The organism is Arthrobacter sp. NPDC058192 (assembly GCF_042883665.1).
In the GTDB taxonomy this organism is placed as follows: Bacteria; Actinomycetota; Actinomycetes; order Actinomycetales; family Micrococcaceae; genus Arthrobacter.
The window spans coordinates 80399-105994 of record NZ_JBHVVJ010000008.1; the positions used below are offsets into that span (position 1 = coordinate 80399).

25 protein-coding genes and 1 tRNA gene are annotated in these 25596 nt (G+C 68.8%); 18 read left to right on the plus strand and 8 right to left on the minus strand.

What is annotated here, in order from left to right; translation table 11 throughout:
* The first annotated feature begins 135 nt into the window (after window positions 1-135).
* Genes ACFVVK_RS09960 through ACFVVK_RS09995 form a run of 8 tightly spaced genes read left to right on the plus strand, consistent with a single transcriptional unit; the run spans window position 136 to window position 8496 of the window.
* Window positions 136-510 (plus strand): L-rhamnose mutarotase, encoded by a 375-nt coding sequence (locus tag ACFVVK_RS09960; RefSeq protein WP_390266257.1) that lies wholly within the window; start codon window positions 136-138, stop codon window positions 508-510.
* Window positions 507-1673 (plus strand): L-rhamnose isomerase, encoded by a 1167-nt coding sequence (rhaI, locus tag ACFVVK_RS09965; protein ID WP_390266258.1) that lies wholly within the window; start codon window positions 507-509, stop codon window positions 1671-1673. The genes ACFVVK_RS09960 and rhaI overlap by 4 nt, the downstream gene beginning before the upstream one ends.
* Before the next feature lie 38 nt (window positions 1674-1711).
* Entirely contained in the window at window positions 1712-3751 is a 2040-nt protein-coding gene (locus ACFVVK_RS09970) for a bifunctional aldolase/short-chain dehydrogenase (RefSeq protein ID WP_390266259.1), read from the plus strand.
* Complete coding sequence (locus ACFVVK_RS09975) at window positions 3748-5250, plus strand: rhamnulokinase family protein (protein ID WP_390266260.1); 1503 nt, start codon at window positions 3748-3750, stop codon at window positions 5248-5250. The genes ACFVVK_RS09970 and ACFVVK_RS09975 overlap by 4 nt, the downstream gene beginning before the upstream one ends.
* Window positions 5247-6050, plus strand: a complete 804-nt coding sequence (locus ACFVVK_RS09980; RefSeq protein WP_390266261.1) for a (Fe-S)-binding protein — start codon at window positions 5247-5249, stop codon at window positions 6048-6050. The genes ACFVVK_RS09975 and ACFVVK_RS09980 overlap by 4 nt, the downstream gene beginning before the upstream one ends.
* On the plus strand, window positions 6047-7534 hold the full coding sequence (locus ACFVVK_RS09985; protein WP_390266262.1) for a LutB/LldF family L-lactate oxidation iron-sulfur protein: 1488 nt from the start codon (window positions 6047-6049) through the stop codon (window positions 7532-7534). Before ACFVVK_RS09980 ends, ACFVVK_RS09985 begins: the two co-directional genes overlap by 4 nt.
* On the plus strand, window positions 7531-8172 hold the full coding sequence (locus ACFVVK_RS09990) for a lactate utilization protein C (protein WP_390266263.1): 642 nt from the start codon (window positions 7531-7533) through the stop codon (window positions 8170-8172). The genes ACFVVK_RS09985 and ACFVVK_RS09990 overlap by 4 nt, the downstream gene beginning before the upstream one ends.
* Window positions 8173-8229: 57 nt before the next feature.
* The gene (locus ACFVVK_RS09995; RefSeq protein ID WP_390266264.1) at window positions 8230-8496 is read left to right on the plus strand and encodes a hypothetical protein; all 267 of its coding nucleotides are present in this window, start codon (window positions 8230-8232) and stop codon (window positions 8494-8496) included.
* A gap of 44 nt (window positions 8497-8540) precedes the next feature.
* Here ACFVVK_RS09995 and ACFVVK_RS10000 read toward each other — a convergent pair whose 3' ends face one another.
* Entirely contained in the window at window positions 8541-9146 is a 606-nt protein-coding gene (locus tag ACFVVK_RS10000; protein WP_390266265.1) for a dihydrofolate reductase family protein, read from the minus strand.
* Between the two features lie 127 nt (window positions 9147-9273).
* Here ACFVVK_RS10000 and ACFVVK_RS10005 point away from each other — a divergent pair, with 127 nt between their 5' ends.
* Together ACFVVK_RS10005 and ACFVVK_RS10010 are read left to right on the plus strand one after the other, a co-directional pair.
* Window positions 9274-10260, plus strand: coding sequence for a S66 peptidase family protein (locus ACFVVK_RS10005; RefSeq protein WP_390266266.1), 987 nt, complete (start codon window positions 9274-9276; stop codon window positions 10258-10260).
* A gap of 174 nt (window positions 10261-10434) precedes the next feature.
* On the plus strand, window positions 10435-11103 hold the full coding sequence (locus ACFVVK_RS10010) for an alpha/beta hydrolase (RefSeq protein ID WP_390266267.1): 669 nt from the start codon (window positions 10435-10437) through the stop codon (window positions 11101-11103).
* 21 nt (window positions 11104-11124) lie between these two features.
* On the opposite strand, the gene ACFVVK_RS10015 is transcribed toward ACFVVK_RS10010, so the two are convergent.
* The gene (locus ACFVVK_RS10015) at window positions 11125-11361 is read right to left on the minus strand and encodes a hypothetical protein (protein ID WP_390266268.1); all 237 of its coding nucleotides are present in this window, start codon (window positions 11359-11361) and stop codon (window positions 11125-11127) included.
* A 171-nt stretch (window positions 11362-11532) separates the two neighbouring features.
* Window positions 11533-11622: transfer RNA gene (locus ACFVVK_RS10020), tRNA-Ser, on the minus strand.
* A 127-nt stretch (window positions 11623-11749) separates the two neighbouring features.
* Here ACFVVK_RS10020 and ACFVVK_RS10025 point away from each other — a divergent pair.
* The 4 genes from ACFVVK_RS10025 to ACFVVK_RS10040 are packed head-to-tail and all read left to right on the plus strand — an operon-like array spanning window position 11750 to window position 15612.
* Window positions 11750-12799, plus strand: a complete 1050-nt coding sequence (locus ACFVVK_RS10025; RefSeq protein ID WP_390266269.1) for a dehydrogenase — start codon at window positions 11750-11752, stop codon at window positions 12797-12799.
* A gap of 3 nt (window positions 12800-12802) precedes the next feature.
* Entirely contained in the window at window positions 12803-13201 is a 399-nt protein-coding gene (locus tag ACFVVK_RS10030; protein ID WP_390266270.1) for a 6-pyruvoyl tetrahydropterin synthase family protein, read from the plus strand.
* 7 nt (window positions 13202-13208) lie between these two features.
* Complete coding sequence (locus tag ACFVVK_RS10035; RefSeq protein ID WP_390266271.1) at window positions 13209-14312, plus strand: glycosyltransferase family 4 protein; 1104 nt, start codon at window positions 13209-13211, stop codon at window positions 14310-14312.
* A 4-nt stretch (window positions 14313-14316) separates the two neighbouring features.
* Entirely contained in the window at window positions 14317-15612 is a 1296-nt protein-coding gene (locus tag ACFVVK_RS10040) for a DNA glycosylase AlkZ-like family protein (RefSeq protein ID WP_390266272.1), read from the plus strand.
* Window positions 15613-15622: 10 nt separating this feature from the next.
* On the opposite strand, the gene ACFVVK_RS10045 is transcribed toward ACFVVK_RS10040, so the two are convergent.
* Window positions 15623-16123: a nucleoside deaminase gene (locus ACFVVK_RS10045; protein WP_390266273.1), complete on the minus strand. Its 501-nt coding sequence runs from the start codon at window positions 16121-16123 to the stop codon at window positions 15623-15625.
* Between the two features lie 74 nt (window positions 16124-16197).
* On the opposite strand from ACFVVK_RS10045, the gene ACFVVK_RS10050 reads away from it, so the two are divergent.
* Window positions 16198-17040 carry a phosphatase PAP2 family protein gene (locus tag ACFVVK_RS10050; RefSeq protein WP_390266274.1) on the plus strand — a complete coding sequence of 281 codons (843 nt, stop codon included), beginning with the start codon at window positions 16198-16200 and terminating at the stop codon, window positions 17038-17040.
* A gap of 42 nt (window positions 17041-17082) precedes the next feature.
* Window positions 17083-17718 carry a uracil phosphoribosyltransferase gene (gene upp / locus ACFVVK_RS10055; RefSeq protein WP_390266275.1) on the plus strand — a complete coding sequence of 212 codons (636 nt, stop codon included), beginning with the start codon at window positions 17083-17085 and terminating at the stop codon, window positions 17716-17718.
* Between the two features lie 42 nt (window positions 17719-17760).
* Here upp and ACFVVK_RS10060 read toward each other — a convergent pair whose 3' ends face one another.
* Entirely contained in the window at window positions 17761-18324 is a 564-nt protein-coding gene (locus ACFVVK_RS10060) for a YceI family protein (RefSeq protein WP_390266276.1), read from the minus strand.
* Between the two features lie 330 nt (window positions 18325-18654).
* Between ACFVVK_RS10060 and ACFVVK_RS10065 the strand changes: the two genes are divergently transcribed.
* Both ACFVVK_RS10065 and ACFVVK_RS10070 read left to right on the plus strand, forming a co-directional pair.
* Window positions 18655-19032, plus strand: a complete 378-nt coding sequence (locus tag ACFVVK_RS10065) for a VOC family protein (protein ID WP_390266277.1) — start codon at window positions 18655-18657, stop codon at window positions 19030-19032.
* Between the two features lie 112 nt (window positions 19033-19144).
* Window positions 19145-19825 carry an HAD-IA family hydrolase gene (locus ACFVVK_RS10070; protein WP_390266278.1) on the plus strand — a complete coding sequence of 227 codons (681 nt, stop codon included), beginning with the start codon at window positions 19145-19147 and terminating at the stop codon, window positions 19823-19825.
* Window positions 19826-19860: 35 nt separating this feature from the next.
* Here the strand turns inward: ACFVVK_RS10070 and ACFVVK_RS10075 are convergent, their stop codons facing one another.
* From ACFVVK_RS10075 to ACFVVK_RS10085, 3 genes are read right to left on the minus strand one after another with little or no spacing between them, the layout of a single operon-like run.
* Window positions 19861-21942: an ArnT family glycosyltransferase gene (locus ACFVVK_RS10075; RefSeq protein ID WP_390266279.1), complete on the minus strand. Its 2082-nt coding sequence runs from the start codon at window positions 21940-21942 to the stop codon at window positions 19861-19863.
* Window positions 21943-21948: 6 nt separating this feature from the next.
* Window positions 21949-23964: a glycosyltransferase family 39 protein gene (locus ACFVVK_RS10080; protein ID WP_390266280.1), complete on the minus strand. Its 2016-nt coding sequence runs from the start codon at window positions 23962-23964 to the stop codon at window positions 21949-21951.
* Window positions 23965-25482, minus strand: coding sequence for a glycosyltransferase (locus ACFVVK_RS10085; RefSeq protein WP_390266281.1), 1518 nt, complete (start codon window positions 25480-25482; stop codon window positions 23965-23967). It abuts the gene before it with no gap.
* Window positions 25483-25596 lie beyond the last annotated feature (114 nt).

A 25596-nucleotide genomic window follows, 5' to 3' on the forward strand; every position in this document is an offset into this window, starting at 1 on the left:
TCAGTTCCGGCGCTGATGTCAGACTCAGCGCCGGAACTGGCGGAACAAATTGGCAGAATGCCGTTGCTTAAATGAATCGATTCAAGTAGGCTGGGAACCAGAGCCGAAGCAGAGTCGGAACCAGGAGAAATTCTCATGAGGGTGTGCTTCCGCTCCTCGGTCAAACCCAGCCAGATTCCCGAATACCGGCGGCGCCACGCCGCCGTCTGGCCGGAAATGCTCCGGGAACTCAAGGCCGCCGGCTGGAACAACTACTCACTGTTCCTCGCCGACGACGGGCTCCTGGTGGGCTACGTCGAATGCGACGACTTTGACGCAGCACGGGCCCGCATGGCCCTGACCGAGGTGAATGCCCGCTGGCAGGCGGAGATGGCCGTCCTGTTCGACGACGGCGCGCAGGCGCCGGACCAGGGCTTCGTCCAGCTCACCGAAATCTTCAATCTCGAGGACCAGTTGTCCGCGGCCAACGCCGCCGGGGACAGCCACCAACCGCAGAAGGAACAACCATGAACAGCACAGAAACGGCCCTCAGCCGCCTCGGGGAACTTGCCATCGAGGTCCCGTCCTGGGCCTACGGCAACTCCGGCACCCGCTTCAAGGTGTTCGGCACCCCCGGCACCCCGCGGACGGTCCACGAGAAGCTTGCCGACGCCGCGAAGGTCCACGAACTCACCGGCCTGGCCCCCACAGTTGCGCTGCACATCCCCTGGGACAAGGTGGATGACTATGCGGCCCTGAAGGAATACGCGGCAGGTCTGGGCGTCGGGCTGGGCACCATCAACTCCAACACGTTCCAGGACGACGAGTACAAGTTTGGTTCCCTGACCTCCTCGGACTCCTCGGTCCGGCGCCGCGCCATCGACCACCACCTCGAGTGCCTGGAAATCATGAACGCCACGGGCTCCCGTGACCTGAAGATCTGGCTCGCGGACGGCACCAACTACCCGGGCCAGGACGACATGCGCGGCCGGCAGGACCGCCTGGCCGAGTCCCTGCAGGAAATCTACGCGGGCCTCGGCGCGGACCAGCGGCTGGTGCTGGAGTACAAGTTCTTCGAGCCGGCTTTTTACCACACCGACGTCCCGGACTGGGGCACCTCGTACGCCCAGACCCTGGCCCTGGGCGAGAAGGCCTTTGTCTGCCTGGACACCGGCCACCACGCGCCGGGAACCAACATCGAGTTCATCGTCATGCAGCTGCTGCGCCTGGGCAAGCTTGGCTCCTTCGACTTCAACTCCCGCTTCTACGCGGACGATGACCTGATCGTCGGGGCAGCGGATCCCTTCCAGCTCTTCCGCATCATGCACGAGGTCATCCGCGGCGGCGGCTTCGGCAGGGAGTCCGGGGTCGCCCTCATGCTTGACCAGTGCCACAACCTGGAGGAAAAGATTCCCGGCCAGATCCGCTCGGTGCTGAACGTCCAGGAAATGACGGCCCGCGCCCTGCTCATCGACACCGACGCCCTCGCCGAGGCGCAGCGGGCCGGCGATGTTTTGGCTGCCAATGGCATCTTCAACGATGCCTTCTACACCGATGTCCGCCCCGCCCTGGCGCAGTGGCGTGAATCCCGCGGCTTGCCCGCGGACCCGCTGGCCGCCTTCAAGGCCAGCGGCTACCAGAAGAAGATCAACGAGGACCGCGTCGGCGGCCAGCAAGCCGGATGGGGCGCATAAGCATGAATATGCAGAACACAGAAATGCAGAACACGGCTATGACTGAGAACAAGACTGTTGAAGACCTGATCTCCCGTTCCAACCGCCTCGGCGCGGACAAGCGGAACACCAACTTCGCGGGCGGCAACACCTCCGCGAAGGGCACCGAGAAGGACCCCGTGACCGGTGAGGACGTCGAACTCCTCTGGGTCAAGGGCTCCGGCGGTGACCTCGGCACGCTGAAGGCCGAGGGCCTTGCCGTGCTGCGGCTGGACCGGCTGCAGGCGCTCAAGAACGTGTACCCCGGCGTCGAGCGTGAAGACGAAATGGTGGCCGCGTTCGACTACTGCCTGCACGGCAAAGGCGGCGCCGCGCCGTCGATCGACACCGCCATGCACGGCCTGGTCGACGCCGCCCACGTGGACCACCTGCACCCGGACTCCGGCATCGCCATCGCCACCGCCGCCGACGGCGAGGCCCTCACCAAGGAGATCTTCGGCGAGAAGGTGGCATGGGTGCCGTGGCGGCGCCCCGGCTTCCAGCTGGGCCTGGACATCGCCGCGATCAAGGACGCGAACCCGCAGGCCGTCGGCACCATCCTCGGCGGCCACGGCATCACCGCGTGGGGCGCCACCAGCGAGGAAGCCGAAGCCAACTCGCTGTGGATCATCGAGCAGGCCGAGCAGTACATCAAGGACCACGGCAGGAACGAGCCTTTCGGGCCGAAGCTGCCCGGCTACGCCGCCCCCCCGGAGACCGAACGGCGCGCCAAGGCCGCCGCCCTGGCCCCGGTCATCCGCGGCCTGGCCTCCACGGACAAGCCGCAGCTTGGCCACTTCAGCGATGACCCCGCCCTCCTGGAGTTCCTCGAAAGCGCCGAACACCCGCGGCTCGGTGCCTTGGGCACGTCCTGCCCGGACCACTTCCTGCGCACCAAGGTCAAGCCCCTGGTCCTGGACCTGCCCGCGGACGCCCCGATCGAGGACTCCGTGGCCCGGCTGAAGGAACTCCACGCCGCCTACCGCGAGGACTACCAGGGGTATTACGACCGCCACGCGACCCCGGACAGCCCCGCCCTCCGCGGCGCGGACCCGGCGATCGTCCTGGTCCCCGGCGTGGGCATGTTCTCCTTCGGGGCGAACAAGCAGACCGCCCGGGTGGCGGGGGAGTTCTACCTCAACGCGATCAACGTCATGCGCGGCGCCGAAGCCCTCTCCAGCTACGCCCCGATCGAGGAATCCGAGAAGTTCCGCATCGAATACTGGGCCCTGGAGGAAGCCAAGCTCGCCCGCATGCCCAAGCCGAAATCCCACGCCGGACGCATCGCCCTGGTGACCGGGGCGGCGTCGGGCATCGGCAAGGCGATCGCCACCCGCTTCGCGGCCGACGGCGCATGCGTCGTCATAGCAGACCTCAACCTGGAGAACGCCGCAAAGGTGGCCGAGGAACTGGGCGGTGCCGACGTCGCCATCGGCGTCCAGGCCGACGTCACCGACGAGGCCCAGATCGCCGCGGCGATCCAGGAAGCGGTGCTCGCGTTCGGCGGGCTGGACCTGGTGGTCAACAACGCCGGGCTCTCCATCTCCAAGCCGCTGCTGGAAACCACCGAGAAGGACTGGGACCTGCAGCACAACGTCATGGCCAAGGGCTCGTTCCTGGTGGCCAAGGCCGCCGCGCAGGTGATGATCGGCCAGGAGATGGGCGGAGACATCATCTACATCTCCTCCAAAAACTCCGTGTTCGCCGGGCCGAACAACATCGCCTATTCCGCCACCAAGGCGGACCAGGCCCACCAGGTCCGGCTCCTCGCCGCGGAACTGGGCGAGTACGGGATCCGGGTCAACGGCATCAACCCCGACGGCGTGGTCCGCGGCTCCGGGATCTTCGCCGGCGGCTGGGGCGCCAAGCGCGCCGCCGTCTACGGTGTGCAGGAAGAGGAACTGGGCAAGTACTACGCGCAGCGGACCCTGCTCAAGCGCGAAGTGCTGCCCGAAAACGTGGCCAACGCCGCCGCTGTCCTCACCGGCAACGACCTGTCCCACACCACCGGGCTCCACATCCCGGTGGACGCCGGCGTGGCCGCGGCCTTCCTGCGATGAGCTCTGCAGCCCCGGCGCCGCACACCCGTGGCGTCTTCGCCGGCAGTGTTTTCGCCGCGGTCGATATTGGTGCGTCCTCGGGCCGGGTCATCCTGGGCCGCGTCGCAGGCGGTCCCGGCGGGACGAGCGCGGAGCTGGAGACGGTGCACCGCTTCCCCAACGGCGTCAAGGTGCTCGACGGCGGACTCCGCTGGGACTTTGACGCGCTGTTCGCCGAGGTCCTCACCGGGCTCGCGGCCGCCGCCACGGCGGCCGCAGCCCGCGGCGAGAGCATCGCCAGCATCGGGATCGACACCTGGGCCGTGGACTACGGCCTGGTCAACGCTGCCGGGGAACTCGTCGCGGCGCCCTTCAGCTACCGCGATGACCGCAGCCGGGCCGCCGTCGCCCGGGTCCACGGGCGCCTCGATGAGTCCCGGCTCTACGCCACCACCGGGCTGCAGTTCCTGCCGTTCAACACGATCTACCAGCTCGCCACGGAGCCTGACCTGGACGGGCTGCAGGCGCTGCTGATCCCGGACCTCATCGGGTTCCTGCTGACCGGCCGGCGCCGCACCGAGGCCACCAACGCCTCCACCACCGGGCTCTTCGACGCCGTGGCGGGGGAGTGGGCCACGGAGTTCCTGGCCGCGCTGGGCCTGCCCGCGGGCCGGTTCCCGCCATTGATCCAGCCCGGCGAAACCGTCGGCACGCTCACCAAGGCCGTCGCGGAACGGACCGGGCTGCCCGCCGGCACGCAGGTGGTGGCCGTCGGCTCGCACGACACCGCCTCCGCCGTCGCCGCGGTGCCCGCCGGCCAGGAAAGCTTCGCGTACATTTCCTCGGGCACCTGGTCCCTGGTCGGCGTCGAGCTGTCCCACCCGGTCCTGACCGAGGCCAGCCGGGCCGCGAACTTCACCAACGAACGCGGCGTGGACGCCACCATCCGCTACCTGCGCAACGTCGGCGGCCTCTGGCTGCTCAGCGAGTGCCAGCGCACGTGGGCGGGGCAGGGCTACGAACCCGCGCTCGAGGAACTGCTCGAGGCCGCCGCGGCTCTGCCCGCCGGCGGGCCGGTCATCAACGCCGACGACCCCTACTTCATCGCCCCCGGCAACATGCCCGAACGCATCCGGGCCGCGGTCCGCAACACCGGGGCGGTCCTTCCGGAGCGCCCCGCGCACATCGTGCGGTGCATCCTCGACAGCCTCGCCGCCGGCTACGCCCGGACCATCGCCGACGCCGAGCGGCTCGCGGACGTGCGCGCCGACGTCGTGCACATCGTCGGCGGCGGGTCCCAGAACCGGCTCCTCTGCCAGCTCACCGCCGACGCCACCGGCAAGCGCGTCCTGGCTGGTCCCGTCGAAGCCACCGCCCTGGGCAACGTCCTGGTCCAGGCCCGCGCCGCGGGCGTGCTCAGCGGCGGCCTGGGGGAGCTGCGCGCCGTCGTGCGGGCCTCCCAGCAGCCGTCGGAGTATGCGCCGTCCGCCCGAATTGTCAGTAGCGGGTGTGCCTTGTGAGGATCGCGCTCTTCGCCACGTGCGTCGTGGATGCCATGTACCCGGGCACGGCACGCGCCACCGTGTCCATCCTGGAACGCCTCGGCCACGAGGTCATCTTCCCCGCCGGGCAGGCCTGCTGCGGGCAGATGCACGTCAACAGCGGCTACTTCAAGGAGGCGCTGCCCGTTATTGCCAACCACGTGAAGACGTTCGAGGAGGAGGAGTACGACGTCGCCGTCGCACCGTCCGGTTCCTGCGTCGCCTCCGTGAAGCACCAGCACCCCATGGTCGCCCGCCGCTGCGGGGACGCCGGGCTGGAAGCCCGCGCGGCCGCCGTCGGACGCAAAACCTACGAGCTCTCCCAGCTCCTGGTGGACGTCCTGGGCGTCACGGACGCCGCAGCGCAGCTGGGCTCCTACTTCCCGCACCGGATCACCTACCACCTCAGCTGCCACGGCATGCGCCTGCTCCGGCTCGGCGACCGCCAGCTGAACCTGCTGCGCTCCGTCGGCGGGATTGAGCTGGCCGAGCTGCCCGAGGCCGAGCAGTGCTGCGGCTTCGGCGGCACCTTCTCGATGAAGAACGCGGACGTGTCCTCGGCGATGCTCGCGGACAAGACCGCCAACATCTGCGGCACAGGCGCCGAGCTTTGCGCCGGCGGCGACGCATCCTGCCTCCTGCACATCGGCGGCGGCCTGTCCCGGCAGGGCAGCGGCGTCACCACCCTGCACTTCGCCGAGATCCTGGCCAGCACCGCCGAGCACCCCGCCGCCGTCACCGGCGACGTCCGCCTCACCACCGGAAGGACCGCACGATGAGCGGCACATTCCTGGGGATGCCGTCCCTGCCGGTCTTCGGCACCGGCAACCTGCACGAACACGAGCCCTTCCCGAAGGCCGCGCACCGCGAGCTCGGCAACGCCCAGCTGCGGGCCAACCTGGGCCACGCCACCCGGACCATCCGGGACAAGCGCCTGGCCGTGGTCTCCGAACTCCCCGACTGGGAGGACCTCCGCGAGGCCGGCCGGGCGATCAAGGAATCCGTGATGTCCAGGCTGCCGGAGCTGCTCGAGGAGTTCGAGGCCAACTTCACCGCCCGCGGCGGGACCATCCACTGGGCCCGCGACGCCGGCGAGGCCAACAGCGTTGTGGCCGCCCTCATCCGGGACCAGGGCGCCGACGAGGTGGTCAAGGTCAAATCCATGGCCACGCAGGAAATCGGCCTCAACGAATACCTCGAAGAGCAGGGCATCGCCGCGTTCGAGACCGACCTCGCCGAGCTCATCGTCCAGCTGGACCACGACAAGCCCAGCCACATCCTGGTCCCCGCCATCCACAAGAACCGCAGCCAGGTCCGGGACATCTTCCTGCGTGAAATGGACGGCGTGGACCCGGACCTGACCAACGAACCCGCGCGGCTCGCCGCGGCCGCCCGGGCGCATCTGCGCCGCAAATTCCTCAGCGCCAAGGTGGCCGTCTCCGGCGCGAACTTCGCCCTGGCCGACTCCGGCACGCTCGCCGTCGTCGAATCTGAAGGCAACGGGCGCATGTGCCTGACGCTCCCGGAGACCCTCATCACCGTCATGGGAGTGGAGAAGCTGCTGCCGGGCTGGGAGGACCTGGAAGTGTTCATGCAGCTGCTGCCGCGGTCCTCCACCGGGGAACGGATGAACCCGTACACCTCGCTGTGGACCGGCGTCACACCGGACGACGGGCCGCAGAACGTCCACCTGGTCCTGCTCGACAACGGCCGCAGCGCCGCCCTGGCCGACGAGATGGGCCGCGCCGCCCTGCACTGCATCCGCTGCAGCGCCTGCATGAACGTCTGCCCCGTCTACGAACGCACCGGCGGGCACGCCTACGGATCCACGTATCCGGGACCGATCGGCGCGATCCTGTCCCCACTGCTGACCGGGATCACGGCCGAGGAGAACAACTCCCTGCCGTACGCCTCATCCCTGTGCGGCGCCTGCTACGACGCCTGCCCGGTGAAAATCAACATCCCGGACGTCCTGGTGCATCTGCGCGGTGAGGACGTGGACAGCAAACGCGGCAAGAAGAAGCTGCCCAGCCAGATGGACCTCGGCATGAAGGCCGCGTCCTGGGCGCTCTCCTCCGGAAGGAACCTCGGCCTGGTGGAAAAGGCGCTTCCCCTGGGCCGGCTTGCCGCCGGGCCTGACAAGAAGATCACCAAGCTGCCCGGCATCGCCGGCGGCTGGACCCAGAGCCGGGACATCCCCGCCCCGCCGGCGCAGTCGTTCCGGCAATGGTGGAACAAGGAACACCCGAAGGAGAAGCCGTGAACGCGCGCGACGAGATACTCGGCCGGCTCCGCTCCGCGCTCCGGGACGCCCCGGCGGTGCCGGAGGTGCCCCGGGACTACCGGCGGGCTTCCGACCTCGGTCAGGACGAGCTCATCGAACTGCTGACGGACCGGCTGGTCGACTACAAGGCGAACGTCTTCGTCGAGGAGGCGGCCGCGGTGCCGCAGCGGCTCGCCGTCCTGCTCGAAGGCGCCCGGAGCTACGCCGCGCCGCACGGACTCGCGGCGTCCCTGTTCGCGGAGGCAGACGCGCGCGACGGCGGTTCCCGCCGCCGCCTCACCGATGCCCCCGGGCAGCGGCTGGGCGTGGCAGCGCTGGACGCGGTGGACGCCGTCGTCACCGGCAGCGCCGTGGCGGTGGCCGAAACCGGCACCATCGTCCTCGACACCGGCCCGGACCAGGGCCGCCGGGTTCTCAGCCTCGTCCCGGACCGGCACATCTGTCTGGTCCGGGTTGGGGACATCACGGCGATTCTGCCGGAGGCCCTCCGCCGGCTCGACGGCACCCGCCCGCAGACCTGGATCAGCGGCCCCAGCGCCACGAGCGACATCGAACTCGAACGCGTCGAGGGCGTCCACGGCCCGCGGACCCTGGACGTGGTGATCGTGCGCGGATAGGCGGGACGCCGAGGAGAAACTAAGGGTCCTCTCAGCAGGGAGGTGAACCATGAAGGCATGTACCTAGTCGATCCCAGAGCCTATGCACGTCGCCTGATGCACCCCGGCGCTTGGTTCCACTCGAAGACCCGCCTGCACCTGGTCGCCCAGGCCCGGCAGCCCGCGCACTCCCGGCTCGACTACCTCGAGACCGGCCTCACGGGAACGTCGAGCACGTCCTATTCACGACGCAGGGTCAAGGAACTGGAACAGGTATTCCGCAACGGCGGGGTTTCCTACGACGACGCGTGCTTGGAGATGGAAGCGCTTGACGGCGAGCCGTGATCGGCTGGCGGCCCTGACGGCCGCTGCCGGCAGCGCCTGCGGAGTTAGCTGACGCGGCGATAGCGGATGTGCGTGGTCAGCGGCGAGTGAAGCACCTCGACAGGTTCGAAATCGAAGGATTCAACCCCGTCGAAGATGCGCTCGCCCGAACCGAGCAGGACCGGTGCGATGTCGAGGGTGAGCTCGTCGATCACGCCGGCGATCAGTGCCTGCCGGACGGTCGAGGCCCCACCGGCGATGTCCACACCCTTGTCCCCGGCTGCCTGGCGCGCTGCGGAGTAGGCGGCGTCGAAGCCGTCGGTGACGAAGTGGAAGGTTGTCCCGCCGTCCATTTGGATCGGATCATGTGCGTGATGGGTCAGCACGAACACCGGCGCATGGTACGGCGGTTCGGGGCCCCACCACCCCGTCCATTCCTCAGCCCAGTCCCCGCGGATCGGACCGAACATGTTCCGACCCATCACATATGCGCCCCGCGGGCGCATGAGCCACTCGGTCGCGACCTTGTCGGCATCGTTGGCCCGCGGGTCGCCGATGTGCCAGCCGTGCAGCTCCAGCCCCCGCTTGCCCAGGGGATCCTCGCGGCTCTGGTCCGGCCCGGCGACGAAGCCGTCCAGCGAGATCGACATGTGGCAGGTGGTGTCCGGCACTGCGAACCTCCTGAGTGATTGCGACGTGCATGCGGGCCGCGAGGGATTTCGGGGAGTCTAGCACGTGTTGGCATCCTCGCTGACCCCTGGTTGGCCCGGGCAGGCATTGCACGTTAGCGTCCCTCACATGGATGTCACATACCCCCGGAAACTCATCCCCGGTGATCTGGTTCGGGTCGTTGCGCCGGCCCGGAGCCGGGCCATGGTCATGGAACACGACCACAGCGCCTTGATCGAGCAACGGTTCGCTGAGATGGGACTGAGCATCTCGTTCGGGGCACGCGTGGACGAACGTGACAGCCTTGACTCTTCGTCGGTTGAGTCAAGGGTCGCGGATCTTCACGCTGCTTTCGCCGACCCTGAGGTCGCAGGCATTCTTACCGTCATTGGCGGGTTCAACAGCAACGAGCTTCTTCCCTGTCTGGACTGGGACCTGATTGCGGCCAATCCCAAGATTCTGTGCGGGTACTCGGACATCACAGCCCTCCAGAACGCCATCCTCGCCCACACGGGACTGGTGACATACTCCGGACCACACTGGTCGAGCTTTGGGATGAGAGATCACTTTGAGCAGACCCGTCACTGGTTTGTTGAAACGCTCCTCAACGGCCAGGACCAGGAAATAAAGCCTTCGGAATCGTGGACCGACGACGACTGGTTCCTCGACCAGGACAACCGGAGCCCTCTCGCCGGAGAAGGCTGGTGGGCCGTTCAGCCGGGCACGGCGTCGGGCCGCATCGTCGGCGGCAACCTGTGCACACTCAATCTGCTCCAAGGAACGCCCCACATGCCGTCGCTCGATGGCGCGCTTCTCTTCCTGGAGGATGACTACGAGAGTCATCCGGCAACCTTCGCCCGGGACCTGACCTCCCTCCTTCAGGTGCCGGATGCCAGAGGTATCACAGGGCTGGTCATTGGCCGCTTCCAGCGGGCAAGCCGGATGACCAAGGATCTCCTGGAGCAGATCGTCAGGACCCAGCAGGGCCTCAGCGGACTTCCCGTCCTGGCCAACGCCGACTTCGGACACACGCAGCCGCAGATCACGCTGCCTATAGGCGGCCGGGCTGAGCTGGCTGTCGGACCAACCAGCTCACTCCATATCACCGCGGGCTAGGGGGCAGTTGCAGAAGGAGGAGATCGTCCTCCGACGGTGGAGGTGGGGTTGCGGGCGCGGTGATTTTGGCGAAAATGTGGGAATGACATGGACGTTATGCATTCGCCCGTTTCGTGATGACCTAGGTTTGGTCCTTGACGCGTGCCTGGGTGCAGGCGCTTTGCGGCCCGCCTCATGAGCACGTTCGTGCTGGTGCCCGGCGCGGGCGGCGCAGCCTGGTACTGGAGTCGTGTCATCCCGCTGCTGCAAAGGGCCGGACACGAGGCAGTCGCAGTCGAACTGCCCGGCGACGACGAAAACGCCGGTCTGCCCGACTACGCGCGCCTGGTGGTCGAGGCAATCGGTGAGAGCGACGACGTGGTGCTCGTGGCGCAATCGCTCGGCGGGTTCACTGCGCCGCTGGTGTGCACCCGAGTCGCCGTCGGAGAGCTTGTTTTCGTGAACGCGATGATCCCCAACCCGGGCGAGACCCCTGGTGCATGGTGGGATAACACGGGCTGGCTCGACGCGCGCGAGACGGCCGCTAGGGGCGGTGGCTACAGCACTGAGTTCGACCTGAACACTTACTTTCTGCACGACGTTCCACCCGAGGTGGCGGCTGCGGGAGAAACGCATCAGCGGCCAGAGGCAAATGCTGTCTTCGAGTCAGCGTGCGACTTCGCGGATTGGCCAGCCATCCCGATCCGGGTGCTCAGTGGCGAAGGGGACCGGTTCTTCCCGCTCGAATTTCAGCGCGCAGTCGCGCGCGATCGCCTTGGCCTGGAGCCGGATGCTGTGCCCGGCGGTCACCTCATCGCTCTGTCGAATCCGAACGGCGTCGCCGATTACCTCCTGCAACGTTGAATCTTCGACTACCGAGACTCTTTATTCATGAGTCGAGTCACCTGCAAGGTGTCGGTTGCGCCTCTCGATCAGCCTTTGGAGATAGCGGGCCAGCACCAGTTTCTCGGCCAGACGTCCTATGGGTCCGAGCGGTACCGCAGACTCGATACGATCCACCATCGTGGCTCCTTCTGAGTCCTGGCTGAACTCATGGACATGCCGGAACCGTTGGAACGGACCTTTGACCTGTTCATCTACGAAATAGTCGGGTGACTGCATCTCGGTGATCCTGCTCGTCATCTGAAGCGGGACACAAATAGACGGCCATCGTCAGAGTATTGCAGCTCTTTCAGTCTCGGCTTGAAACTGCTGTGCCAACCGGCCCAATTTTTGGCAAAGCAAAAGCCCCTGCTTCCCTTGTAAACAAAGGGAAGCAGGGGCCTCGCTACTTGGCGGTGACGGTGGGATTTGAACCCACGTTGGCTTTTACACCAAACAACATTTCGAGTGTTGCACCTTCGGCCGCTCGGACACGTCACCAACCTGACTAGGGTACCGGAGCAGGGCGCCCATCCACAAAACGAGCCGCAACAGCATGCACATGACGCTGCGGGCGGGCGCGGCACGCTTCCCCGCGAACAGCGGGGGCACTAGATTCGTAAGCACAATGACTAATTCTGAACAGCACGCCACGGCCACCGCCTATTGGACCGTCGGGCCGGAACAGGGCGAACTCCGGAGCGAGGACCTGCCGGCCCCCGGACCCGGCGAGGCGCTGGTCCGGACCCTGTATTCCGGCATCAGCAAGGGCACCGAGCTCGTCGTCCACCAGGCCAGTGTCCCGTCCTGCGTGGCCGCGGCGATGGCCGCCCCCAACCAGGAGGGGGACTTCCCCTACCCGGTGAAGTTCGGATACCTGACCGTGGGGGTGGTCGAGGAGGGCCCGGAATGCTGGACGGGCAAGACCGTCTTCTGCCTCTACCCGCACCAGGACCGCTTCGTCGTCCCCGTCGAGTCGCTCACCGTGATCCCCGGCGGCGTTCCCGCCCGCCGGGCGGTGCTCACCGGCACCGTGGAAACCGCCGTCAACGGCCTGTGGGAGGCCGGGCCCCGGCTGGGCGACCGGGTCGCCGTGATCGGGGCCGGACTCGTGGGCGGCATGGTGGCGAAGCTCCTGGCGGGTTTCCCGCTGGAGCGGCTGCAGCTGGTCGACGTCGACCCGGCAAAACGCGCGTTCGCTGAGGCCCTCGGCGTCGACTTCTGCCACCCCGACAATGCCCTGCCCGACTGTGACATCGTGATCCACTGCTCCGCCTCGCAGGCAGGCCTCGAACGGGCCCTGCAGCTGGTGGGGGACGAAGGGGAGATCATCGAAATGTCCTGGTACGCCGACCGGTCGGTCACTCTGCCGCTGGGGGAGGACTTCCACGCCCGCCGGCTGTCGATCCGCGCCAGCCAGGTCGGGGTGGTGGCCCGTGCCCGGCGGCACCGCCGCACGAACGCCGACCGTCTTGCGCTTGCGGTCTCCCTGCTGCGGGATCCGGTGTTCGACGTCTTCCTCACCGGTTCCTCCACATTCGCCGAACTCCCCGGCGTCGTCCAGCGCCTCTCCGACGGGACCCTTGACGCCCTGTGCCACGTCATTGAATACCCACCGAACGAAACCCCGTCCGCCGCAATCCCATCCCCAGCCCAGCCAACCGAAGCCACGAGGTAATCCGTGTTCAGTCTGACCGTTCGCCGTAACTTCATGATCGCCCACAGCCTCCCGCGGGAGGCCTTTGGCCCCGCCCAGGGCCTGCACGGGGCCACCTTCGTCACGGAGGTGACGTTCCGCCGTCGTGCGCTCAACGACGACTCAATCGTGCTGGACATCGGCGCCGCGGGGGACGTGCTGGATGAGGTCCTTGACGGGCTGAACTACAAGAACCTCGACGAACACCCCGACTTCTCCGGCAAGCTGAGCACCACGGAGGCCCTCGCGCAGTACATCGCCGACGCCGTCGCCGCGCAGGTCCGCGTGGGCGCGGACGGGAAGGATCTCGCCGGCCTGGATGTCACCCTGCGCGAGACCCCCGACGCGTGGGCGGGCTACTCGCTGAACTTCGACGCAAGCTAGGCCGCTGATGGTGCCGGCCAGCCTCCGCCTCCGGCTCGTCGTGCCCGGCAACATCCGGCATAATTCCGGCGGGAACGTCTACAACGCCGCCCTGGCACGCGGGCTCAGCGGCCACGGCGCCGAAGTGGAAACGTGCCCGCTCGACGGCGGCTGGCCCGGCGGCAGCGCGGAGGACCGGCGCCGGCTGTCGCGGCTGCTGGGTGCGGCGCCCCGGGGCTCGGTGACCCTGGTGGACAGCCTGATTGCCTCCGGTGCGCCCGATGAGCTTGAGGCGGCGGCGGCCGCCGGGCACCCGGCCTGGATCCTGCTGCACATGCCCCTGCCGGACCTGGAACGGGAGGGCCGTGCCATGGCGGCCGCCGCCGGGGTCATCTGCACCAGCGGTTCGGCCGCGGCGCGGATCCGTGCCCGGCACGGCCTGGAAAATATCGGGGTGGCGCTTCCCGGTACGGCAGCCGCCCCGCTGGCGGCGGGCAGCCTGGCCGCCGGCTCCGGCATCCCGCACTTCATCGCCGTGGCTGCCCTGTTGCCGAACAAGGACCAGGCGCTCCTGCTTGACGCGCTCGCCGAACTCACGGACCTGCCATGGACGGCGTCCTTCATCGGCTCGGACACCGCCGACCCCGACTACGCCGCGCAGCTCCGGGATTCCGTGGAACGTCTGGGCCTGATGCGGAGGGTCAGCATCCCCGGCGAACTCCGGGGCGCAGCACTCGAGTCCGAATGGAGCGCAGCCGATCTCAGTCTGCTGATTTCCCGGGCCGAAGCCTACGGCCTGGTGGTGATCGAATCCCTGGCCCGCGGCACTCCCGTCGTGGTCCGTGACGGCACCGGCGCCGTCGAGGCGCTCGCGGCCGGCCGCGGAACACCGCTGCCCGGCGCCGCCGTCGGCCTCGGAACGGACCCGGCCCCGCTCGCGGACCTGCTGCGCCGCTGGCTGACCGACCCCGCGCTGCGGGCACGCTGGCAGGATGCGGCCCGGGCCGCCCGGGGCGGGCTGCCCGGCTGGGACGCCACGGCCCGGACCGTGCTGGAGCTCGTGGGCGCGGACGGGCGGCCAAACTGGCAGGCGCAGGTTGATACCGCTGACGGAGAAGCTGTTGGAGAATGAGCCCATGAGTACCCAGCCTGCAACGACGACGTCGCCCTCGGTAGACGAGCGCGCCACCATGCCGGAACCGCAGACCCTGACCCGGGAGCGTCTCCGGGCATGGGCCTGGCACCGTCAGGGCCTGGACGGCTCGCTGGCCGGCTGCACGGCGGAGCAGGTTCTGGCCCGGGCCGGCTGGGCCCGGTCCGTTGGCGGCGCCAATCCCTACATCACACTCTTCGCCCGGGCCGGCATCCGCCGCGAACAGGTGGACGCGGACGTGCTCGCGCACCGGATCCTCGAACTTCCCGCCGCCCGCGGCTGCACCTACGTCCTGGGCCGGGACGACTTCGCGTGGTCCCTGAAGCTGGGCAAGGACGCCGCCGAAGCGGTGCGCGTGCTGGGCAGGCTCGGCGTGGACCGCGGTGAAATCACGCTGCTGGAGGAGCAGGTGGTGCACACGCTCGCCGAGGCGGAGGGGCCAATGGATCCGCGGCAGCTCAAGGAGGAGCTGGGTGACTCCGTGCGGAACCTCGGCGAGGAAGGCAAGAAGAAGGGCGCCGCCACCACGCTGCCCACCGCGCTGGGGATCCTCCAATCACAGGGCAGGATCCGCCGCGTCCCGGCCAACGGGCGCCTGGACCAGCAGCGCTACGCCTACGAGCTCTGGAACCTGCCGCCGAGCACGCTCGACGACGACGCCGCCCGCACCGAGCTGATCCGCCGCTACCTGGGCTGGACCGGGGGAGCCACCCTCAAACAGTCGCAGTGGTTTACGGGCTTCACCGTGGCGCAAAGCAAGACCGCACTCGCCGCCGTCGGCGCCGTCGAGGTGCCCACTGCGTTGACGCTCGCCGGGGGTGACGCGCTGTGGATGCTGCCCGACGACGTCGGCCGGCTGGCCACGTTCGAAGAACCGGACGCCGAACAGATCCAGCTGCTGGCGGGCACCGACTCACTGTTCCTGCTGCGGCGCAACGCGGCGGACCTGCTTGCGGAGGAAGACCAGCACAAACCGGCGCTGGAATCACTCGCACTGCAGGCCGACCTCCCGGACCACCCCATCCTGGACCGCGGCAGGATCATCGGACTCTGGCAGTACGAGCCGGCCAAGGAGCGGATCGTGACCTGGCTGTTCCATGGCCCCACGCCCGCCGTCACGGCGCGGATTGCCGAGGTGGAAGCCTGGGTCCGGGAGGACCTCGGCGATTTCCGGGCGTTCAGCCTGGACTCACCGGCCAGCCGGCAGAAGCGGATCGACGCGCTGGCGGCCTCCGCAGCCGCCGCGGCGGCTTCCATTGCCCCCGGTACGGCCAGCTAGCCGGAACGGATCAGGCGCGATGTCCGGCAAAAAAGTCCCGCAGCAGCGCGGCACATTCCTGCTCCCGCACGCCCCCATACACTTCCACCCAGTGATTGAGTCGGCGCTCGCGGAGGATATCGAACACGGAGCCCGCCGCCCCGGCCTTTTCATCCCAGGCGCCGAACACCACACGCGGAATTCTGGCCAGGACCACCGCCCCCGCGCACATCGCGCACGGCTCCAAGGTGACCGCCAGGGTGCAGTCCTCCAGCCGCCAGCCATCGTCGTCCCTGCCCTCCGCCGCCCGGCGGGCCCGCAGCCGCGCGGCGGCCTCCCGGATGGCGACGATCTCGGCATGGGCCGTCGGGTCACCCAGTGCCTCGCGTTCATTGCGTCCGGAACCCAGAACCGAGCCGTCCGGTCCAATGACGACGGCGCCGATCGGCACGTCCGCCGTGGCCAGGGCCCGGCGTGCCTCGGCCAGGGCAAGTCCCAGCCACTCGGCATGGCGGGGCTCGGGGGAGGTCATGGCTCAATGATAGGTTCAACCATAAGCGTGCTGTGCAGCGCAGCTGGGCAGCCCCAAGCATTCGGGAGGCGGCCGTGACGACCGGAGCCGAGAACTGGCTGACGAAACACTGGGGCAAGTGGGTGGTGCCCTACGCCGCACTGTGGATCACGATGCTCATTGGCGGCATCCTGGTGATCTTCCTTGCGCTTTTCGTCGCCGAGCTCTACGACAACGTGGTGGACGAGGCCGGCCTCGCGAACCTGGACAAACCCACCCTGGCGTTCATGGAACAGATCCGCAGTCCGGGGCTGGACGCCTTTGTCACCGGGTTCACCAACATCGGCGGCGGAATCGGAATGCCCATCCTGGCCAGCATCCTGACGGCACTGCTGATCTACACCTCGCGCACCTGGCGGCCGCTGATCCTGATCGGGGGCGCCGCCGCCGTCTCCATCACCGCCACGAGCCTGGGCAAAAAACTGATTGGCCGGACCCGCCCGGACCACGCCGACGCCGTGCCGCCCTACGAGAACTCGCCCTCGTTCCCGAGCGGCCACACCCTGAACACCACGGTGGTGATCGCACTGGTGGTGTACCTGGCCTGCCTGCAGATCAAGCGCACGCTCGCCCGGGTGGTCATCATCACGGCGGGGGTGCTGTTCATCGCCGCGATGGGCATGAGCAGGGTCTTCCTGGGCCACCACTGGATGACCGACGTGATGGTGGGATGGGCGCTGGGACTGGCCTGGGTGGGGATTGTGATCCTGGCCCACCATCTCTTCCATGTGCTGCGGCACCGCGAACACGCCGGCCCCGCGCCGACCTTCGAGCACCCCGCCCACCTGGGTGCGGGCGCCAGCGGCGCAACGGCGGCCGACGGCGGCGGCACTGCGGCAGGAAAAGGGGCAGGGGCGAACGGCGCCGATAGGCCCTGACCCGCGGGACGGTCCCCGGCGTCCGGGTGATAGTTTTGACGCATGCGCACTCTCGTTGTGGACCACCCCCTGGTCGCCCATAAGCTCACCGTTCTGCGGGATAAGAACACGCCGTCCCCGGTCTTCCGCCAGCTCACCGAGGAACTTGTCACGCTCCTCGCCTACGAAGCCACGCGTGAGGTCCGCACCGAGCCCGTGACCATCGAGACGCCCGTCAGCACCACCATCGGCACGGCTTTCACTAAGCCCACCCCGCTGGTTGTTCCGATTCTCCGCGCCGGGCTCGGCATGCTCGAGGGCATGACCAAGCTGGTCCCCACCGCGGAGGTCGGCTTCCTGGGCATGGCCCGCGACGAAGAGACCCTAGACATCATCACGTACGCCGAGCGTCTCCCGGATGACCTCACGGGCCGCCAGATTTTCGTCCTGGACCCCATGCTGGCCACGGGCGGAACCCTGCGCGAGGCCATCAAGTTCCTCTTCAAGCGCGGTGCCTCCGACGTCACGTGCATCTGCCTCCTGGCCGCCCCCGAGGGCCTGGCCAAGCTGGAGGAGGAGCTGTCCGGCGCCAACGTGACCATCGTGCTGGCCTCGATTGACGAGAAACTCAACGAGAAGTCGTACATCGTGCCCGGCCTGGGCGACGCCGGCGACCGCCTGTACGGCATCGCGGGCTAGCCTCGCCCTGTCAGCCCCGCCCTGCTAGCAAGCCCCGCCAGATCAGCCCTGGCCCGCCTCGGCTTTGACAGCCGAAACCTCGAACTCGAGGGTGATTTTGTCCGAGACGAGCAGGCCACCGGAATCAAGGGCCGTGTTCCACTTGACGCCGAACTGCTGGCGGTCGATGCGGCGGGATCCCTCGAACCCGGCGCGCAGCTGCCCTGCCGGGTCCCGTTCAACCCCAAGGAACTCGATCGGCAGACTGATTTCCTTGGTTACGCCGCGGATGGTCAGATTGCCGCTGACGATGAAATTCCCCTCTTCGACCTGATCGATCCGGGTGCTGACGAACGTGATCTCGGGATAGCCCGGCGCATCAAAGAAGTCGTTGGTGCGAAGGTGTTCGTCGCGCTGGGCACTGCGGGTGTCGATGCTGGCGACCTGAATCCTCACCCGCACGGATGAGTTGACGGGATTCTCGACGTCGGCGTTGATGATTCCCTCAACGTCGTTGAAAGCGCCGCGAACCTTAGTGACCATGGCGTGCCGGGTGGAGAACCCGATCCGCGTGTGGTCCGGATCGATGCGCCATTCCCCGGAAAGATCCGGTGTTAGTTCCGGCATAAGGACAGCCTCCTGTGTAGCTGGGACCAGGCACTGCCGCTGGATGGGCCGATGCATGGCTACCTGGCGACAACCACTCAGCGTCGTTGCTAAGTGCGTCATTCCGGCACAATCCTAGCGTCATCGGAACCACCGTGGCCCCCATCCGTAACCAAATTGCCGGATAAGCGGCCCTATGACTATCGCCGCCGAATCCAGCGCATCGGCTGCCCGTACCGGGAACTCATGCATTGCCCGAGGGCCTGCAACGTCCCTGTCCCGGCCTCAACACCCGGGCAGCCGTAGGCGGAGCCCTTCCGCCCCATCGCCGCCCGCGCTAGCCTGTGCGCCATGGATTGGAAACTAGAACTCGTGTTTGTCCCCGTGTCCGATGTTGACCGGGCGAAGGATTTCTATGTCAACAAGGTGGGCTTCAACGCCGACTACGACGAACGCCCCACGGAGGGTCTGCGGTTCGTCCAGCTGACACCGCCGGGCTCCGGCTGTTCGATCGCGATCGGCGAGGGCCTCAATGACGCCCCGCCCGGCACGGCGCCGAGCCTGCAGCTCGTGGTCAGCGACATCCAGGCCGCGCACGGGCAGCTCAAGGACAACGGTGTGGACGTCAGCGACGTCGACATCCAGGACTGGGGGCACTTCGTCTACTTCGCCGATCCGGACGGCAACAAATGGGCCGTGCAGTACATCCCGAACCGGCCCAACGGCTGAAACCGGCTGATACCGCCGCATTGCGTGCGGTGACGGCGCGGTGACGGCCCGCCCGGGGCCAATGTGAAGCGGGCCGCGGCTGTGGGGAGCGGACATGGGGCAGGATGGAGTCATGAGCCTTCCCCTCCGCCGCAGTGCCACGACCCTGACCGCTCGTGCCGTCCTGTTTGATATGGACGGCACGCTGGTGGATTCCACGAGCATCGTGGAGCAGGTGTGGGCCACGTTTGCCGGACGCTACGGCCTGGATATCGCGGAGATTCTGGCCACCTCCCACGGGGTCCAGGCGATGGACACGGTCCGCAGGTTCGCCCCCGCCGGCGCGGACGTCGCTGCGCTGGCGGCGGAACTGGGCCGGATGGAGCTGGCCGAGACCCGCGGCATTGTTCCGGTGCCGGGCGCGCTGGAGCTGCTGGCGAACCTTCCGCCGGATGCCGTGGCCCTGGTGACGTCCGCTTCTCGGGACCTGGCCGAAGTCCGGATGGCGGCCGCGGAGATCGCCGTGCCGGCCGCTTCGGTCACATCCGAGGATGTCCTGCGCGGCAAACCGCACCCTGAGGGGTACCTCCGGGCGGCCGCCCTGCTGGGCGTGGACCCGGCCGACGCCGTGGTGTTCGAGGACGCGCCGGCCGGCATCGCCGCGGGCGTCGCCGCCGGCATCCGGACAGTGGCGGTCGGACCCAACGCCGGCGAACTGCCGGACGGCGTGCTTCACATTCCCGACTACTCCGGGGTGTCGGTGACCACGGAGTTCAGCAGCGCCGGCGTCCGCACCCTGTCCTTCACGTTTTAGGGCCCTGGATGCCGGCCCCGCCGGCATCCGTCCGACTACCCCGCCAGCAGGTAGACGCTGGTCCCGCCCACCGTCTGGGCGGTGAAATTGGCCTGCACCCAGGCCGCAATCTGGGCGGCGTCATCGGATCCGCTCTCGCCCTGCATCATCTGCCCGGCGATGAAGTAATGGATCTTGCCGTCGGCCACGTACTGCTGGAACTGCGCCAGCGTCGGCGCCGGGTCCGTGCCGTTGAACCCGCCCACGGCCATCACCGGAAGTCCGGTCGCCAGCTGGTAGCCTGCGGCATTGTTGGACCCGACGACGGCGGCAGCCCACGTGAAGTTCCCGGCGTCCGTCTGCAACGCGCTCACCAGGGCCGCTGACGGCGTGCTGGCCCCGAGCAGGCCGCCCATGCCGGCCGCCCCGCCCGCCCCTGGGCCACGGCCGGCGCCCCCGCCGTTCGCGCCAGTCCCGTTCATGCCGGTAGTACCGCCGAAGGCCCGCGGCAGGCCTGCCCCGCCCCGCGCGGACGCGGCCGGACCGGCACTGACGATCGAGCCGCTGTGGGCGCTGGCGGCCGTCGACAATGAGTACGCCAGCGGTCCGGCAAGGGCGGCCGCGACGGCGAGCGCCGCCGTCGTCCGCGCCATGATCCTGGACGCCGCCACGGGCCACCTCACCGCCGGGGCCGCCAGTACCAGGCAGGCCGCGGCGAGCGAGCCGAGGAGCACCAACCAGCGCAGCCACGGCACGAAGGTTGCCGTGCGGCCGAGCAGTTCGGAGCCCATGACGCCGGCCGCCACGACCGCCCCGGCGAGCACCGCGGCCGCCACGGGCTGGTCCCGCCGCTGCCAGAGCAGGACGCCGCCGAGGCCGGCGAGCCCGGCAATGCCGGGAGCCAGCGCCACCATGTAGTAGGGGTGGATGATTCCGGCCATGAAGCTGAACGTCAGGCCGGTCACCGCCACCCAGGCGCCCCAGATGATCACCGAGGCCCGCACGGCGTCGGTGCGCGGCGCCCGCCGGCCCAGCCAGAGCAGACCCGCTCCGAGCACCAGCACCGACGGCAGCAGCCAGGCGATCTGGCCGCCGAACTCACTGTTGAAGAGCCGGAACAGCCCTGGCGTGCCCCAGCCGTTGCCGCCGCCCACGCTTCCGGTCTCGTCTCCGTTCAGCCGGCCCAGGCCGTTGTAGCCGAGGGTCAGTTCGAGGATGGAGTTGTTCTGCGAACCGCCGATGTAGGGCCGGTCCGCGGCGGGGATGAGTTCGACGGCGGCCAGCCACCACCCGGCCGCGGCGGCCATCGTCCCGCCCGCGGCGAGCAAGTGCAGAAGGCGCTTGCCCGGCCCGGCCGGCGCGGCGAGCAGGTAGGCCAAGGCGAAACCGGGGACAACCAGCAGGACCTGCAGCTGTTTGGTGAGGAACCCGAAGCCCAGAAGCGCCCCGGCGAACAGCAGCCAGCGCAGCCGCGCGTCCTGGATGGAGCGCACCACCGCGTAGGCGGCCGCCGTCATCAGCAGCACCAGCAGGGCGTCCGGGTTGTTGAACCGGAACATCAGCACGGCCACCGGCGTCAGGGCCATGACCGCGCCGGCGAGCAGCCCGGCCCGGCGGGCCAGCCGCGCATCGGCCGTGGCGGGCATCGCGGCCCGGCGCACGGCCAGGTAGACCAGCCAGACCGTGCCGACTCCCATGAGCGCCTGCGGGACCAGGACGCTCCAGGAACTCAGCCCGAAGAGCCGCACCGACAACCCCATCACCCACAGCGACGCCGGCGGCTTGTCCACGGTGATGGCGTTGGCGGCGTCGGACGAACCAAAAAACCAGGCCGTCCAGTCCTGTGACCCGGCCTGGGCCGCGGCAGAGTAGAAGGCATTCGCCCAGCCGGAGACGTTGAGGTTCCACAGGTACAGCAGGGCGGTGGCCAGGAGCAGGCCCGCCAATTCGAGCCGCCTCCGCAGCACCCGGGGTCCAGGCCGGGTCCGCCCGGCAGCGGCAGGGGCACTGGAGCGGGTGGCAGAGGGGAACGGCAGCAACCGGGACTGCAGGAACCGGGGGCGGTCAGGTGCTTGCAGCGGCGACGTGCCAACCCGGTCCGGCGTCGGGGCCGCCCCGGGGGAAAGGGTGTCAGTCATGGCTGCCTATGCCCCCAGCTTGTAGACGGTGGTGTTGCCCACGGTCTGGGCCTGGTAGTTGGCCGCGACCCACGCGGCGACCTCGGAGTTGCCGCCGCGGCCCCCGCCCATGCCGCCGCCGGCGATGAAGTAACCGATCTCGCCGCGGTCCACCATGGCCTGGAACTGTGCGAGCGTCGGGTAGGGGTCGCCGCCGTTCCAGCCGCCGAGTGCGATCACGCTGGTGCCGGTGGCGAGTTCCAGGCTGGCGGCCTGGGTGGCGCCGGAGACAATCGCGGACCACTTGGTGCCGGAGGACCGCAGCAGTGCGGTCAGCTCGGACGAGCTGGTTCCCTCGCCCATACCGCCCATCCCGCCGCCCGGGGCGCCGCCGGTGCTGACGTTCCCGCCGTCGGGGGCCGTCCTGCCGGCAGCCCCGAAACCGCCGCCCATGGCGGACGCGGTGGGCCCGGACGTGGGGATGGAACCGGAGTGCGGCTGGGCCGCCGTCGCCAGCGTCCAGGCAGTGCTGCCAAGCCCGCCCGCCAGGACGGAGAGGATCACGACGCCGGCGGTGGCGGCCTTGCGGAACCGGGCAGGAAGAGCCGGGAGGCTGTCCACGCGCAGGATCACGGCCACGGCCGCGAGTACGCCCAGGGCCACCACCACCACGCGGAGCGCGGGAAGCCAGGCCGGGTCGCGGCCCAGAAGCACGGCGGACCAGACCGAGGTGGCGAGAATTGTCACGGCCAGGACAATCCGTGCCGGCCAGTAGGCCCGGCCCCGCCACAGTTCCACGGAGCCGATGCCTGCCAGGGCTGCGACTGCCGGAGCCAGCGCCACAGCGTAGTACGGGTGCACCGTGCCGCCCATGAAGCTCAGGATCCCGGCTGTGACCACCAGCCAGCCGCCCCACAGCAGGAGCGCCGCACGGGTTCTCGAGGCCCGGGAGTCGCGCCGGGTGAACCAGAGTCCGGCGGCCAGGAGGATCAGGGCGGCCGGCAGCAGCCAGGACACCTCGCCGCCGAAGCTCGTCCCGAACATCCGGGTGATGCCGGCCGTGCCGCCGAAGCCCACGTTGCCGTTGCCGCCCGGGCCGCCGCCGGAACCGGTGATCCGGCCCAGGCCGTTGTAGCCGAACGTGAGTTCCAGGAAGCTGTTGGTCTCTGAGCCCGCCATATACGGGCGGGCTGAGGCCGGGGTCAGCTGGAACAGCGCAAGGTAGCTTCCGCCTACCGCCACGATCCCCGCGGCGGCGGCCAGCAGGTGCAAGAGTCTGCGCCCGAGGGTGGCAGGCGCCGCCCACAGGTACGCCAGGGCCAGTCCCGGCACGATCAGGAAACCCTGCAACATCTTGGTCAGGAATGCCAGGCCGATCACGGCCCCGGCCGCGGCGAGCCATTTCCAGCACGCTTTCTCGATGGCGCGGGTGGTGAGATACGCGGCCAGCACCAGGCACAGGGTGAGCATGGCGTCGGGGTTGTTGAACCGGAACATGAGCGCGGCCACCGGGGTCAGCGCCAGGGCGCCGCCGGCTATCAGGCCTGCGGCAGGGCCGGAGACCCGCTTGACCGTCAGGTAGAGGAGCCCGACGGCGGCCACCCCCATGAGTGCCTCGGGAACGAGCATGCTCAGGGCCGAGAAGCCGAAGATCCGTCCGGCGAGGGCAGGAATCCACAGGGCAGCGGGCGGCTTGTCCACCGTGATGGCGTTGCCGGCGTCGAGGGAGCCGAACAGCAGTGCGGTCCAGTCCTTGGTTCCGGCCTGGATCGCCGCGGCGTAGAAGGAGTTGGCGTAGCCGGTGGCTTGCAGGTTCCACAGGTAGAGCCCGGCGGTGATGACCAACAGCAGAGCTGCCGAGGGCCGCACCCAACGGGGCTGCAACCCGAACAGGAGACTGTCCTTGTGGCTCCGGGACGGCAGCGGGAGCGGCGTTGATCCTGCCGCTTCATGCGCCTGGGCCTGTGATTCCTGGCCTGCCGGCTGGCCGCCGGCGGGGGAGCCGGGCTGGGCGCCGGTCGCGGGGCTGATGGTAGTGGTCATTTACTCGGCCGTTTCTGTGCAAGTGGTTTCTGTGCAAGCGGTTTTCGTGCAGAGGAGGGAAGCACCGGGGGCGCCGGGCACCGGAACAGCGGGTGTGGCGCCCGGCGCCTGTATGGCCGGGGTGGCCCGGGGGCGGAAGACCACCAGTCTGAAGAGCAGGAACTTGACGGCCGTGGCGGCCAAGTTGGCGGCGGTGACCGTGACCAGTTCAAGCCAGCGGTCCGGTGTTCCGCCCGACACGCCGTGAATCAGGGCGAGCGCACCCGACGTCAGGGCCAGCCCAATCCCAAAGACCAGAAGTCCTTCGAAGTGGTGGCGGGCGGCCTGGCTGCTGCCCTGGATGCCGAACGTGAAGCGCCGGTTGGCTGCGGTGTTGGCCACCGCGGTGGTGAGCAGGGCGAGGAAATTGGCCAGCTGAGGGTCCATGATCCCGCGGCAGAACAGGAAGATCACCAGGTATGCCAGGGTGGAGGCCACCCCGATGCTGCCGAAGCGGACGAGCTGTCCGAAGAGGCTTCCGCCGGGGCTTTGTTCGTGGGCCCGCGAGGATGCCGGCAGCGGCCCGCGGGCCAGGGCGGCGCGCAGTTCGGGAACCGGGATCCGGCCCGAGACCAGGTCCCGGCTCAGCCGTGTCATGCCGCGCAGGTCGGCGAGGGCGGTCTGGACGATGTCCACGCTGGAATCCGGGTCGTCGGTCCAGTCCACGGGCACTTCGTGGACACGCAGGCCGCACTTTTCGGCCAGGACCAGCAGTTCCGTGTCGAAGAACCAGGCGTTGTCCAGCGTATGGGGGAGCAGTTGCCGGGCCACGTCCGCCCGGATTGCCTTGAAGCCGCACTGGGCGTCGCTGAAGTGGGCGCCCATGCAGGACTGCAGCAGGAAGTTGTAGCTGCGAGAGATGAATTCCCGCTTGGGTCCGCGGACCACGCGGGAGTTGCGGGTCAGCCGGGTGCCGATCGCGAGGTCGGAGTGTCCCGAAATGAGCGGGGCGAGGAGCGGGCCGAGCGCCGCCAGATCGGTGGAGAGATCCACATCCATGTACGCCAGGACCGGCGACGGCGAGGCGAGCCACACCTTGCGGAGCGCGTTGCCGCGGCCTTTCTCGGCCATATGGACCACGTTCACCTCGCGCAGCTCCCGGGCCACCCGTTCGGCGGTCTTGAGCGTCCCGTCGGTGCTGGCGTTGTCAGCCACCGTGATCCGGAACGAATGCGGGAAAGAGCCAAGAAGATAGGCGTGCAGCCGGCGCAGGCAGGCTTCGAGGTCCCGCTCTTCATTGAAGACGGGGACGGTGACGTCCAGCACCGGCGTGCTGGCACGGGTGTCAATGGCCAACCGGCGCCCGCCAGCTTCGGTGGTGAACGGGAGGGCAAACGCGCCCGCAGCAGGGCCGGCAAGCGTGCCCGGGACGGCCACGTCGGCCAAGGCCAGCGCGGACGATGCAGCGGGTCCCGCCGGGACCGCCGGCGTCGCCGCGGGATGGGGAAGGGTTCCTGGGGCCTGGTCTGTGAACGTCATGGTCCCACTTTCCCGGCGGCCCATATGAAGGCTTTAGGGCGAAGCTGTGCGGGGCCTGTGGAAATCGGGCCCGCTCCGGCTCCCGCCCGCGCAGAGGAGGCCCCGGATCACGTG